Annotated in this window: 9 protein-coding genes and 1 riboswitch; of the genes, 5 read left to right on the forward strand and 4 right to left on the reverse strand. The window is 65.3% G+C overall.

Annotated elements, in window-relative coordinates:
- From QM672_RS11415 to recQ, 4 genes are all read right to left on the reverse strand, one after another.
- On the reverse strand, positions 1-970 hold a 970-nt coding region (locus QM672_RS11415), incomplete at its 3' end, for a M1 family aminopeptidase (protein ID WP_415082654.1).
- A 184-nt stretch (positions 971-1,154) separates the two neighbouring features.
- On the reverse strand, positions 1,155-1,721 hold the full coding sequence (locus QM672_RS11420) for a TetR/AcrR family transcriptional regulator (RefSeq protein ID WP_394310082.1): 567 nt from the start codon (positions 1,719-1,721) through the stop codon (positions 1,155-1,157).
- Positions 1,714-5,355, reverse strand: a complete 3,642-nt coding sequence (locus QM672_RS11425) for an acyl-[ACP]--phospholipid O-acyltransferase (RefSeq protein WP_415082656.1) — start codon at positions 5,353-5,355, stop codon at positions 1,714-1,716. Before QM672_RS11425 ends, QM672_RS11420 begins: the two co-directional genes overlap by 8 nt.
- Positions 5,356-5,529: 174 nt before the next feature.
- Positions 5,530-7,374: a DNA helicase RecQ gene (gene recQ / locus QM672_RS11430; protein WP_415082658.1), complete on the reverse strand. Its 1,845-nt coding sequence runs from the start codon at positions 7,372-7,374 to the stop codon at positions 5,530-5,532.
- A 281-nt stretch (positions 7,375-7,655) separates the two neighbouring features.
- Between recQ and QM672_RS11435 the strand changes: the two genes are divergently transcribed.
- The 5 genes from QM672_RS11435 to QM672_RS11455 all read left to right on the forward strand — a co-directional run bounded on the left by QM672_RS11435 (position 7,656) and on the right by QM672_RS11455 (position 12,799).
- Positions 7,656-8,624, forward strand: coding sequence for a GTP-binding protein (locus QM672_RS11435; RefSeq protein WP_311933343.1), 969 nt, complete (start codon positions 7,656-7,658; stop codon positions 8,622-8,624).
- Between the two features lie 71 nt (positions 8,625-8,695).
- Positions 8,696-8,926: riboswitch (cobalamin riboswitch) on the forward strand.
- A 191-nt stretch (positions 8,927-9,117) separates the two neighbouring features.
- A complete protein-coding gene (locus QM672_RS11440) occupies positions 9,118-10,161 on the forward strand; it encodes an ABC transporter substrate-binding protein (RefSeq protein WP_415082661.1) in 1,044 nt (347 codons plus the stop codon).
- Between the two features lies 1 nt (position 10,162).
- On the forward strand, positions 10,163-11,185 hold the full coding sequence (locus QM672_RS11445; RefSeq protein WP_367624035.1) for a FecCD family ABC transporter permease: 1,023 nt from the start codon (positions 10,163-10,165) through the stop codon (positions 11,183-11,185).
- Positions 11,182-11,985 (forward strand): ABC transporter ATP-binding protein, encoded by an 804-nt coding sequence (locus QM672_RS11450; protein ID WP_415082663.1) that lies wholly within the window; start codon positions 11,182-11,184, stop codon positions 11,983-11,985. The genes QM672_RS11445 and QM672_RS11450 overlap by 4 nt, the downstream gene beginning before the upstream one ends.
- Positions 11,986-12,019: 34 nt before the next feature.
- Positions 12,020-12,799: a class I SAM-dependent methyltransferase gene (locus QM672_RS11455; protein ID WP_367624033.1), complete on the forward strand. Its 780-nt coding sequence runs from the start codon at positions 12,020-12,022 to the stop codon at positions 12,797-12,799.
- The last annotated feature ends 223 nt before the right edge of the window (positions 12,800-13,022 follow it).

Here is a 13,022-nt window from a genome sequence, read left to right on the forward strand (position 1 = left end):
GGCAGAGCTGGAACCAGTCGCGGCAGGTGATGCGATTGCCGGTCCAGTTGTGGAAATATTCATGTGCGATGATCGCCTCGACGGCCGCAAAGTCGCTGTCCGTGGCCGTCTGGGGCAAGGCCAGCACATATTTGTCGTTGAAGATGTTGAGGCCCTTGTTCTCCATGGCGCCCATGTTGAAATCGGACACGGCGACGATCATGAAGATGTCGAGATCATATTCGCGGCCAAAGGCTTGCTCGTCCCAGCGCATGGAGCGCTTGAGGGCGTCCATGGCATAGGCGCAGCGGTCTTCCTTGCCGTGCTCGACATAGATCTCCAGGCGCACCTCCCGCCCCGAGCGGGTGGTGAAGCTGTCGGCCACCATGGCGAGATCGCCCGCAACCATGGCGAAGAGGTAGGAGGGCTTGGGGAAGGGATCATGCCAGACGGCATAGTGCCTGCCGTCTGCTAAGGATCCGTGCTCGGTGCGGTTGCCATTGGCGAGCAGCACCGGTGCTTCCTGGAACGAAGCTTCGATCCTGGTGGTGTAGACCGACAGCACATCCGGCCTGTCCAGGAAATAGGTGATGCGCCGGAAGCCCTCGGCCTCGCATTGGGTGCAATAGGCCGAGTTGGAGCGGTAAAGCCCCATCAGCTGTGTATTGGCGGAAGGATCCAGGCGCGTCTCGATGGCCAAGGTGAAGGGCTCGGCGGGCGGCTGGTGCAGGCTGAAGCCATGGGGCGAGACCGAATAGGCATCCGATGGCAGCGACACGCCGTCGAGCCACGCCTCCACGAAGACGAGGCCGTCGCCGTCGAGCTTCAAGGCGCCTTGCCCAGCGCTGTGGGGATTGCGCCGCAAAGTCAGGGTAGAAACGATACGGGTCTGCGTCCGCTCGAGCCGGATGTCGAGATGCACCGTGTCGATCAGGAAAGCGGGCACCCGGTAGTCGGCGAGGCGAACGGGTTCCAGGGCAGCTGCTGTCATAGGGGCTTCATTCCGGCGGGGACAATCTGAATCGTCTGGTGCCGGCCATCATGGCGGATGTCCGGCCCGCGCCGCAACCCAGGCATTTCCGCATGGTGCGATATGATCCTCCGCGATGCCGGGGCAATGCCGTGCCGGCATGTTCTCCTGGGCGAAGGGCCGATCGGATTTTCTCGAAATTCCCCTAACCGACCAGCGCCAGGATGGCCTTCGCCATGTCCGGGGCGCGATGACGCAACGGCCCCTGGAGCCGGCCATAGAGGGTGAAGATCGCGGGCTGGGCGACGATGCCCAGCGCCATCGCGGTCAGGAGGTCGGTGTCGTGCTCGCGGATCTCCCGCCTTTGCATGGCGCCGGCGAAGATCGAGTGCACGGCCTCCACCACGTTCTTGCCGGCTTCGTGGGGAACCTCGGCCAGATGGGCGTGCTGGGAGAGCAGCAGGAAGGTGAACAGGGCGCGGTCTTCGTCGAAAAGGTCGCAGAAGACCTCGACGATCCGCGTGATCTTGGTGTCGAACCGGTCATGGGCCTGGTCCGCCGCCAGGATGTCGCCGGCAAGCCTGGCATAGCCATCCAGGAAGAGGGAACGCGACAACGCGTCCTTGGACGGGAAGTGGCGGTAGAGGGCAGCCTCCGCCACGCCCACGGCACCGGCGATGTCGCGGATCGAGGTCCCTGCCACGCCTTTCTGGGCAAACAGGCGCAAGGCCTCCGTCACGATCTTGGCGCGCGTCTTCGATCCGTCACGCATGATTCCCGCCCGTTTCGTCGTGGGCGGCCCTGGCCGAAGGCGGCGCTTCTGCTTCGGCGGCCAGCCTGGACTCGCCGGCGGGGCGACCCGGTGCGGCGAGCGGGGCAGGCGGAGGGCGATGGGCTTCCGGCTCGGCACCATTGCCCTGCGCGGGCGAAGCCGCGGAGGGCTTGGGCGGCTCGGGCAAGCCCGGCAGCGGGGCCGGTGGGCTGGCCTTTGCTTCGGCGGCGCCGGCATTGGCCTGACGCTCCTTCAGCATCTTGTTGAGGCCGACATAATCGGTCTTGCCGGTGCCCATCACCGGCATGGCGTCGATGATCATGATCTCCGAGGGGATCATCAGCTCGGCGGCATGCTTGTAGCGCAGATGTGCGATCACGTCGGCGCGGCTGGCCTGCTTGTGAGGCGTGATCAGCACCAGGCGCTCGCCCTTGCGCGGGTCGGGGGTAGCGAGCACGGCCACCGGGCTCTCAGGCCAGAGATCGGCAAGCATCGCCTCGACGGCTGCGAGCGACACCATCTCCCCACCGATCTTGGCGAAGCGCTTGGCCCGGCCCTTGATGGCGATGAAGCCTTGCGGATCGATGGTGACGATGTCGCCGGTGTCGTACCAGCCTTCCTCGGGTGCGGCGATCTCGCCGGGCTGATCGGCCTTGAGATAGCCGAGCATCACATTGGGGCCACGCACATGCAGGCGGCCGCCTTCCTCGATGCCCGGAATGTCCTCCAGTCGCGTCTCCATGTCGGGCAGAGCCCGGCCGACGGTGCCGTTCTTGTTGAACATCGGCGTGTTCAGCGCCAGCACCGGCGAGGTCTCGGTGACACCGTAGCCTTCCAGGATGCGCAGGCCGAACTTCTCGTTATAGGCCCGCCGGGTCTCCACCTTCACCGGTTCGGCGCCGGCCACGACATAGCGCAGCGAGCGGAAGTCGTAGGGATTGGCCATCTTGGCATAGCCGGCGAGGAAGGTGTCGGTGCCGAACAATGCGGTGGCGTTGGTGCCGTAGATCAGTTCGGGGATGATGCGGTAGTGCAGCGGCGTCGGGTAGAGGTAGAGCCTGACGCCGTTGACGAGCGGCAGGATCATGCCGCCGGTCAGGCCGAAGGAATGGAAGACCGGCAGCACGTTGAAGACGATGTCGCCGGGGCCGAAGTCGATGCGGGCACCGACCTGCGCGATGTTGGAGAGGATGTTGCTGTGCGACAGCACCACGCCCTTCGGCGCGCCCTCCGAGCCCGAGGTGAACAGGACGGCGGCGGGGGCACCCGGCGCGGGCCTGGCATGGGCGCGCCCGGCGCCGAGGAGGCCCCTCAGCTTGTCGGCGGTGCCGACCTCGGCGCGCACATCCTCCAGCCAGACGAAGCGCACATGCTCTTCCATCGCGGCCACGACATCGCCGAGCCGGCCTTTCTCCACGAAGGCGCGGGACGACAGCACCGTCTTCACCTGCGCTGTCTTGCAGGCCGAGATCAGATTGGCCTGTCCGGCGGAGAAGTTCAGCATGGCCGGGATGCGGCCCGTCGATTGCAGGGCGAAGAAGGTGACGGCCACGGCATTGGCGTTGGGCAGGAGCACGCCGACATGCTCGCCGGGGGCGGTAAAGCCCATGAATTTGCGGCCGAGCACGTTGATGCCGATCAAGAGGCGCTTATAGGTGAGGGTGCCGCTGACCGGGTCCTCCAGCACCACCCGCTTGCGGCCATATTTGTCGGCCGCCGCCACCAGGGCACGGAAGAGATCGGTGTCGACCGAACTCGTCTTGTAGATGAGGTCCGACATCACGTCGTAGAGGGCGGCGCCGGCGGCCTGGCGGCGCTTCTTGCCGCGGAGGTCCTCATCGATGGTGAGGCGTGTCGGTTCGGTGAAGGTCACGGTCACTTTCGGGAACCAGCGGCGCGAAACCTTGTTGGCGTCGAGCCTCGTAAAGGGCGTACGCTCCAGGCCGTCGATACGCATGGGCACGATGTCGGCATGCGACTTGTCGGCGATCAGGCCCGCGCCGTCATAGACCTTCATCAGCGCGCCGGTGACGGTGAGGCGTCCCTCGGGGAAGATCACCAGGGTCTCGCCGGCCTTCACCGCATTGATCAGCCCGCGCGTCGCCATCGGCTTGGTCGGGTCGAGCGGATAGGCCCGGCAGATCTTGAGGAAGGGCTTGACCCACCAGGCCTTGGCGATGGTGTGGTCGATGGCGAACACGGGATCCTTGTCGAGCAGGGCCAGGACCAGGCCGGCGTCGAGGAAGCTGACATGGTTGATCGCGATGATGCGATGGGGCGTCGGCGTCTCCAGGTTCTCGATGCCCTTGACCTCGAGGCGATAGAGCAGCCGGTAGAGCAACAGGATGAAGTCGCGGAACCGGCTCATGGGCAGGACATAGAGCAGGATGACGCCGGCGATGATGTCGAGGACGGCGATGCCGAGCAGGGCCGTCGGTGTGGTGAGGCCGAATTTACCCTGCAGCAGGGAGAGACCGCCGGCGCCGACCGTCATGAACAGGGCCGTGATGACATTGCCGCCGGCGATGACGCGGGCGCGTTCGTCCTTGGGCGCCCAGTGCTGGACGGCCGCATAGATCGGCACGATGAACAGGCCCGCTGCCAGCGCCACCAGCACGAGCGCAAGGGTCATGTGCACGCCGGAGCCGGTGGCGAGATAGCTCAGGAAATGGAGGGGGGTGGCCGAGCGCTCGGTACCGAAGGCGATCCAGGCCACGTCGAGGCAGAACAGCCCCATCAGGATGCAGCCGATCGGGGAGAGCAGCACGATGATGCGGCCCGTGGCCAGGCGTGCGGCCAGGATCGAACCGATGGCGATGCCGATCGAGAAGGCGGTGGTGAACCAGGTATTGAGCGTGCCGTCACCGCCGATGACACTGTGGGCGAGGGAAGGGGTCAGCGACAGGATGACGATGCCGCTCATCCAGAACCAGGCCACCGCCAGCGAGCCGATCAGGAGCTTGCGGTCGGAGGCCACCAGTTGCACGAGCTGGTAGCTCGATCGGATGATGTTCCAGTCGATCTTGAGGTCGGGGGCCGCTTCGCCCGTGGGCGGGATCAGGCGGGCAAACCACCAGCAGGCCACGGCCACCGCCACCATGATGGCGGCCACGATCCAGCTGGGCAGATGGGGAGCGACGAAGCCGGCCCCGATGATGCCGATCAGGATCGACAGGAAGGTGCCTGCCTCGATCAGGCCGTTGCCGGCCGGCAGTTCCTCCGGCGCCAGATGGTCCGGCAGGATGCCGTATTTCACCGGCGTGAACAGCGTGCCCATGATGCCGAGCGTGAGCATGCTGACCAGCAGGATCGGCATGGAGTGCAGGGCAAAGCCGACCGCAGCGATGGCGACGATGGCGATCTCGGCGAGCTTGATCTGCCGGGCGACCCGGGCCTTGTCGTAACGGTCGGCCAATTGCCCCGCCAGACCCGACAGCAGCAGGCCGGGCAGCACGATCAAGGCACCGGCGATCGAGACCATGCTGTCGCCGCCTTCCATCGCGGCCGTTTCGGCAATGCCGTAGACCGCAAGGATGGTCAGGGCCTGCTTGATGAAATTGTCGTTGAAGGCGCTGAAGAACTGGCTCCAGAACAGGGGCCAGAAGCGGCGGGCGGACATCAGCGATGCGAGCATCGGTGTGGTTCCTGGATGGGCGCGTACCGGGCGCGGGAGAATCGCATTTTAAGTTAGCGTTCGTTCACTAACTTAAAATGTATGGTAAACGGCGTCAAGGAGGGGAGAGCTGGCTCATGTCCGGCCTGTGCGCCGCCGCACAGTGGCGTGAACCAGCGGTACCGAGCCGTCATCCTAGCCCTCGCGCCTGACGACTTCCAGGAAGACTTCGCCATAGCGCTCCAGCTTTGCCTGGCCTACGCCAGGCAGGGCCAGAAATTCCGGCAGGCTGCCGGGGCGCTCGCTCGCCATGGCTCGCAAGGTGGTGTCGGCGAAGATCATGTAGGGCGGCACGCCCTGCTCGCGGGCGAGGCGGCTGCGCTCCGCCCGAAGGGCGGCAAACAAGGCGCCGTCGCGTTCCGACATCTCGATCTCGCCGCGCCGGGCGCGTCTGGTCTCGGTGCTCTTGCGGGGGCGGTCGCGACGGAAGACGATCTGCCGCTCGCCCTTGAACACGGCTCGCGCCTCCTCGGCCAGGATCAGGGCGCCATGGGCCTCGTGGTTGACATTGACGAGGCCGGCGGCGGTGAGCTGGCGCAGCACCGATTGCCAGGTGCGCGCCTCGATGTCCTTGCCGGCCCCGAAGACGGGCTGGTTGTCGTGGCCGAAGCGCTGGACCTTCTCCGTGACCTTGCCGGTGAGCACGTCGATGATATGGGCGGCGCCGAACATCTGGCCGGTGCGGTAGATCGCGGCCATGGCCTTGACGGCGGCATCGGTGCCGTCCCAGCTTTCGACCGGCGACAGGCAGGTATCGCAATTGCCGCAGCGGCCGGGATGGGTCTCGCCGAAATGGGCGAGGATGGCCTTGCGCCGGCACTCGGCGGTTTCGCAGATGCCGAGCAAAGCGTTGAGCTTGCCGAGTTCGACCCGCTTCACCGTCTCCGGCGCATTGCCCTCCTGGATCATGCGGCGGCGCTGCACCACGTCAGCCATGCCGTAGCTCATCCAGGCATCCGAGGGCAGGCCATCGCGGCCGGCGCGGCCCGTCTCCTGGTAATAGGCCTCCACCGAAGCAGGGATATCGAGATGGGCGACATAGCGCACGTCGGGCTTGTCGATGCCCATGCCGAAGGCGACCGTGGCGACCAGGCAGAGGCCTTCCTCCTCCAGGAAAGCGTCCTGGTTGGCGCTGCGAACAGCCGCTTCCAGGCCGGCATGATAGGGCAAAGCGCGGATACCCTGCTCGTTCAGCCATTGCGCCGTCTCCTCGACCTTGGCGCGCGACAGGCAGTAGACGATACCGCTATTGCCTTTGTGCCCGGCCAGGAAGGCGAGCAATTGCCGGCGGGCATTGTCGCGCTCGACGATGGCGTAGCTGATGTTGGGCCGGTCGAAGCTGGTGGCGAAGACCTCGGCCTGGTTGAGGCCGAGCCGCTCGATGATGTCGGCACGGGTAACCGGATCGGCAGTGGCGGTGAGGGCGATGCGCGGCACGCCGGGGAAGGACGCGGCGAGGCCGCCTAGCTCGCGATATTCGGGCCGGAAGTCGTGGCCCCATTGGCTGACGCAATGGGCCTCGTCGATGGCGAAGAGCGCGATGTCGGCATCGGCGATCAGGGCCTGGAAACCTTGCGTCGCCACGCGCTCGGGCGCGACATAGAGGAGGTCGAGCTCGCCGTCCATCAGGGAACGGCGGACCTTATAGGCCTCCTCGCGCGACAGGGAGGAGTTGAGCGCCGCCGCCCGCACGCCGGCCTGCTTGAGTGCCTCGACCTGGTCGCGCATCAGCGCGATCAGTGGCGAGACCACGATGCCGACGCCGCGCCGGCACAGAGCCGGGATCTGGTAGCACAGCGACTTGCCGGCTCCCGTCGGGAACAGCACCACCGCATCGCCCCCTCCGGTGACATGGCGCACCACCGCCTCCTGCTGGCCGCGAAAGGCGGCGTAGCCGAACACGCTATTGAGGATGGCGAGAGGATCTCGCGGAGAGGAGAGGGTCATGCCGGCAGGATGCACCTTGGTGCCTGATTCCATTGCAGGGTGAAGCGTGAGGCTTACTCGACAAGGGCCGTGATTCGAAAATTTCCCGCATGGATTTCCTCTGCTGGCAGACAAATCCGGTGGAATGATCACGGTCGAGAATGCCAGCAAGCCTCTGCCCACCTGCGTGGCGATTGCTGGGGTGACGATGGTGAGAGCTCGCTTGCGATTGCGATAGTTATGTTATAACGTTTCATATAAATCAAAATTCAATGAGGCCTCCCGGCAGCGACATGCTGTGGGGCATCCGCAACGGATCAAGGAATTCCGACATCATGCAGCCCGCGCCGCAGACACCCGTCACCGTCCTCACCGGCTATCTCGGGGCAGGCAAGACCACGCTTCTCAACCGTATCCTGACCGAGAGCCACGGCAGGAAATATGCGGTCATCGTCAATGAGTTCGGCGAAGTCGGCATCGACAATGACCTTGTCGTGGATACCGACGAGGAAATCTTCGAGATGAACAATGGCTGTATCTGCTGCACGGTGCGCGGCGACCTCATTCGCATCATCGAGGGCCTGATGCGTCGGCGCGACCGCTTCGATGCCATCCTGATCGAGACGACCGGGCTGGCCGATCCCGCACCGGTTGCCCAGACGTTCTTCGTCGATGACGATGTGCGCGCCAAGACCCAGCTCGACTCCATCGTCACCGTGGTCGACGCCCGGCATTTGCTCGGCGAGATCGAGACGGCGCATGAGGCGCAGGAGCAGCTTGCCTTCGCCGACACGATCCTCCTCAACAAGATCGATCTGGTCACGGCAGAGGAACTCGATCGGGTGGTGAAGCGGATCCGTCGCATCAATCCCACCGCCACTCTCCACGAGACCCGGCGTTGCGACATCGCGCTCGACAAGGTGCTCGGCCGCGGCGCGTTCGACCTCGACCGTATCCTCGAAGCCGAGCCTGATTTCCTCGAGGGTTTCCATGACCACGACCATGACGATCATGTCGGCAGCTTCGCTCTCGTGTCCCAGGAGCCGCTCGATCCCGGCAAATTCATGCCCTGGCTCAACATGATCGTGCAACAGTTCGGCACGGACATGCTGCGCCTGAAGGGCATCGTCGCCTTCGATGGCGATCCGCAGCGCTTCGTCGTGCAGGGCGTGCACATGCTGCTCGAAGGCGATCATCAGCGTGCCTGGAAGCCCGAGGAGGAGCGTCGAAGCCGCCTGGTCTTCATCGGGCGCAACCTGCCGAAGGACGTGATCGAACAGGGCTTCCTGGCTTGTCGGGCCTGACGCGGGAAGGTAGGGCACGGCATCAGGGGCCGTTCGCTTTGCATATTCGCTTGACCGCGGTCGTGACGCCCCGATAACTGTGCGGTGACGGTTCCCGTCGGGTGCGAGCCCGATGGGAGTAATAGGGAACACGGTTCGGCTTTCTAAAAGCCCATGCCGTGGCTGCCCCCGCAACTGTAGGCGGATTGCCAAGCATCCCCGTGGCGCGAAAGGCGCCATGCCACTGTGGGTCTCCCATGGGAAGGCAGATGCAAGGCCTTTATCCGCGAGCCAGGAAACCTGCCGTCATATCGATCAATCCCATGTCACGGGCGGGGATGCCCGGAACAGGAGACAATGTGACGTTTCTTCCCGACGTTTCGGGCGCTTGCCCGCCTGTTCCCTCCGCTTCGCACGCTCACGTCCTTTGCCACAGCCTGGCCTGAGGAAACCTCACGGTATTCGGCTGATGCTGAAGACCGCTGCTTCCCTTATCGCGAAACGAGAGAACGTCATGATCCTTTCAACGAGCAAGGCCCGCTGGTCCAGCTTCGCCGTCATGCTTGCGGCCAGCTTCGGCTTGGCGCTGGGTATCGATCCGGCGGCTGCGCAGGCAACGAAATATCCCCTCAAGCTCACCAATTGCGGCCGCACCGTCACCTTCGAGCATGCGCCGCAGCGCACCGTTTCCGTCGGCCAGAGCAGCACGGAGGTTCTCTATCTCCTCGGCCTGGCCGACAAGGTCGTCGGCACGGCGGTGTGGTTCGGCCCTGTATTGCCCGGCTATGAAGCGGCCAATGCCAAAATTCCGCGTCTGGCCGACAATGATCCGAGCTTCGAAAGCGTGATCGCCAGGAAGCCGGATCTTGTGACGGCGCAGTTCCAATGGCATGTCGGGCCCAGCGGTATTGTCGGCAAGCCCGAGCAGTTCGAGGAACTTGGCATCCCGACCTATGTTTCGCCCGCCGATTGCGTCGGCAAGGACAATTCCAGCGGCGGCGACGGCACGCGCGGCACCCTCTTCACCATGGATCTGGTCTATCGGGAGATCACCGAGCTTGCCGAGATCTTCGACGTCCAGGAGCGCGGGGCGAAAGTCGTCGCCGAGCTGAAAGCGCGTGAGGAAGCCGCCCGCCGCAAGATCGCGGCCGGCGATGGCAAGGTCTCCGCCGCCTTCTGGTTCTCGAGCGCCAAGGTCGACGTCGATCCCTATATGGCCGGCAAGAACAGCGTGCCGGGCTATATCATGTCCGCGTTGGGTGTGCGGAACGTCGTGGAGAGCGAGGAGGAGTGGCCGAGCGTCGGCTGGGAGACCATCGCCAAGGCCGATCCGACCATCATCGTCGCCGGCCGGATGGATCGTCGCCGCTATCCGGCCGACGACATCGCCGTGAAGCTCAACTTTCTCAAGACCGATCCGGTGGCAAGCCTGATGCCGGCGGTCAAGCAGGGCCATGTCGTGGAGATGGACGTGCAGGCGATGCAGCCGAGCGTGCGCGTCGTCGACGGCATCGAGATGCTCGCCGATGCCATCCAGCGTTTCGGCCTGAAGCGCTGAGATGAATCGCCCCGTCACACGATTGCTGGCGATCGGCATGCTGGCGCTGGCGGTGCTCGTGCTGGCCCTCTGGCTGGGCGCCGCCATTGGCGAGACGGCCATTCCGATGGACGTCGTCGCCAAGACGGCCGCCAACCGCCTGTGGGGCGCCGGCTATGGTCTGGATCGCATCGATGAAGGCATCGTGTGGAACTACCGGCTGAGCCGCGCGGTCGTCGCGGCCTGCTGCGGCGCGGCCCTGGCGTTGTCGGGCGTCGTGCTGCAGTCGCTGCTGCGCAACGTCCTGGCCGACCCCTATGTCCTCGGCATCTCGGCTGGGGCATCGACGGGAGCGGTCGGGGTCGTCATCCTCGGCCTCGGGGCAGGGGTCCTGAGCCTGCCCGCCGGCGCCTTTCTCGGTGCGCTGACGGCCTTCGGCTTCGTCGCCTTGCTGGCGATGCGCTCGGGCCGCGGCACCGGCGCGGTGATCCTGGCCGGGGTCGCCGGATCCCAGCTCTTCAATGCCCTGACCTCCTTCATCGTTACCAAGGCGGCCAATGCCGAACAGGCGCGCGGCATCATGTTCTGGTTGCTGGGCAATCTCTCGGGTGTACGCTGGCCCGACGTCTGGCTGGCGCTGCCGGTCACGGCCGTAGGGCTGCTGGTCTGCCTGTGGCATGCCCGCGCGCTCGATGCCTTCACCTTCGGCACGGAATCGGCGGCGTCCCTCGGCATCTCCGTCCGGCGCGCCTATGTCGTGCTCGTCGGTGTTGCGGCGATGATGACGGCCGTGATGGTCAGTATCGTCGGATCGATCGGCTTCGTCGGGCTGGTGATCCCCCATGCGGCGCGGATGGTCGTGGGCGTGCGCCATGGGCGCCTGCTGCCGGCCAGCGCCTTGATCGGCGCCGTCTTCATGATCATCGCCGACATTCTGTCCCGCATCATCATCCCCGGCCAGGTTCTGCCGATCGGCGTGATCACGGCTCTGGTCGGTGCGCCGGCTTTCGCTCTCATCCTCAGCCAAAGAAAGGCGACGGCATGAGCCTGTCGGCCCACGATCTGTCCTGGTCGGCTGGTGGGGTCTCGATCCTGCACGGAGTATCGCTGGAGGTCCGTCCGGGCGAGTTGCTCGGCATCATCGGCCCGAACGGTTCGGGCAAGACCAGCCTGATGTCCCTGCTGGCCGGCATTCGCCGTCCGCAGGGGGGGCAGGTGCTTCTCTCGGGCCAGTCGCTCCATGGCCTGGCTCGCCGCGAAGTCGCACGCCGCATCGCCCTGGTCGAACAGCAGGCCGAGACGGCCGAGCGCATTACCGCCCGCCAGGCCGTGGAGCTTGGGCGAACACCGCATCTGGGGGCCTTCACGCCCTGGTCGAACCAGGACGATGCCATCGTCGACCTCGCGCTCGAGGAGGTGGCGATGACCGCCCTTGCCGGTCGCCTGTGGCACACGCTCTCCGGTGGGGAACGCCAGCGCCTCCACATCGCTCGTGCCCTGGCGCAGCAGCCGGAGATCCTGCTTCTCGACGAGCCCACCAATCATCTCGATATCGGCCACCAGATCGGCCTTTTGCATCTGGTGCACCGTCAGAACCTCACCGTGGTGGCGGCCCTGCATGACCTCAACCACGCGGCGATGTTCTGCGACCGCATTGCCCTGATGCAGGCGGGACGGATCGAGGCGATCGGTCCTCCGTCCGAGGTGCTGACGGCGGCGCGCATCCAGTCGGTCTTCGGTGTCGCCGCCGAAATCGTTCGCGACGGCGCGGGAGGCTGCTTCATTCGCTATCGGCATCCGGATCTTCCGGCACCGCGGGCGGGCTGGATCGCGGCGGCGTCATGACCCGCATCCGCCAACAGATGGAGAGAACCGTCAGATGACCAGCACCGGCACCGCGAATTACGATCTCAAGGAAGAGATCCGCGATTACTGGTCGGGGCGGTCGGAAACCTTCGACCGCGCCTTCGGGCACCACATTCCCGAAGGTCCGGAATTCGAGGCCTGGGCTGCGGCGATCCGCGATCATCTCGGCAGCGATCCGCGCCGGGTTCTCGACCTCGCCTGCGGCACGGGCGAGATCACCAAGCTGCTGCTGGCGCTCGGCCACGAGGTCACGGCCCTGGATTTTTCCGAGGCGATGCTGGCTGTCGCCCGGCGCAAGCATGCCGGGCGACAGCGCCTGCGCTTCCGGCTCGGCGATGCCGAAAACACCATGGAACCGGAAGGCGCCTATGATGCCGTCGTCTGCCGGCATCTGGTCTGGACGCTGACCGAGCCGCAGAAGGCCTTCGCCGATTGGCATCGCGTGCTGAAGCCGGGCGGCAGATTGCTGTTCTTCGACGGTGATTGGGCGAGACCGACCAGGACCGGACGCATGGCGTCCAGGCTCATCGCCCTGATCGATCGCCTCGGTGGCGCCGATCCCTACTATGATGGCGCGATGGGCGAACGCCATGCCCGCATCATGGAGCGGCTGCCTTTTGGCCGGGGACTGCGGAGCACCGATCTCCTGCCGCTCCTGGAGCAGGCCGGTTTCAGGGATGTCGTGGTCTCCTCGCATCGGCCGATCGCCGCCGCCCAGAGGCGCCGAGCGAATCTGCGCAACCGGCTGCGCACCTATCTCTACCAGCGCTTCATCATCTGCTGCCGCAAGTGATCCGCGTACCGCAGTCGCCTTGTATCTCCCGGCAACGGAGCCATATCTTGATAAGCAGCCTGGAGGATCATCCGAGGCATGTTCGAGGCGGCAAATGTCTGCCGCACCGTGCTCTCTTGCCCGCTCCGACGGCGAGGCAGAAAAACAGGCATGATAACTGATGACGCCGCCGGGGCTGGGGTCTATGGTCCGTGACGGGACGCTAACAAGCTCTGTGAACAAG

Origin of the sequence: Labrys sp. (in: a-proteobacteria) (assembly GCF_047605565.1) — a bacterium.
In the GTDB taxonomy this organism is placed as follows: Bacteria; Pseudomonadota; Alphaproteobacteria; order Rhizobiales; family Labraceae; genus Labrys; species Labrys neptuniae.

What these genes read in the sequence shown, in the direction of transcription:
- recQ (WP_415082658.1), bottom strand. Translation starts at nt 7,374, where the DNA reads ATGGAATCAGGCACCAAGGTGCATCCTGCCGGCATGACCCTCTCCTCT.
- QM672_RS11445 (WP_367624035.1), top strand. Translation starts at nt 10,163, where the DNA reads ATGAATCGCCCCGTCACACGATTGCTGGCGATCGGCATGCTGGCGCTG.
- QM672_RS11425 (WP_415082656.1), bottom strand. Translation starts at nt 5,355, where the DNA reads ATGCTCGCATCGCTGATGTCCGCCCGCCGCTTCTGGCCCCTGTTCTGG.
- QM672_RS11420 (WP_394310082.1), bottom strand. Translation starts at nt 1,721, where the DNA reads ATGCGTGACGGATCGAAGACGCGCGCCAAGATCGTGACGGAGGCCTTG.
- QM672_RS11440 (WP_415082661.1), top strand. Translation starts at nt 9,118, where the DNA reads ATGATCCTTTCAACGAGCAAGGCCCGCTGGTCCAGCTTCGCCGTCATG.
- QM672_RS11450 (WP_415082663.1), top strand. Translation starts at nt 11,182, where the DNA reads ATGAGCCTGTCGGCCCACGATCTGTCCTGGTCGGCTGGTGGGGTCTCG.
- QM672_RS11435 (WP_311933343.1), top strand. Translation starts at nt 7,656, where the DNA reads ATGCAGCCCGCGCCGCAGACACCCGTCACCGTCCTCACCGGCTATCTC.
- QM672_RS11455 (WP_367624033.1), top strand. Translation starts at nt 12,020, where the DNA reads ATGACCAGCACCGGCACCGCGAATTACGATCTCAAGGAAGAGATCCGC.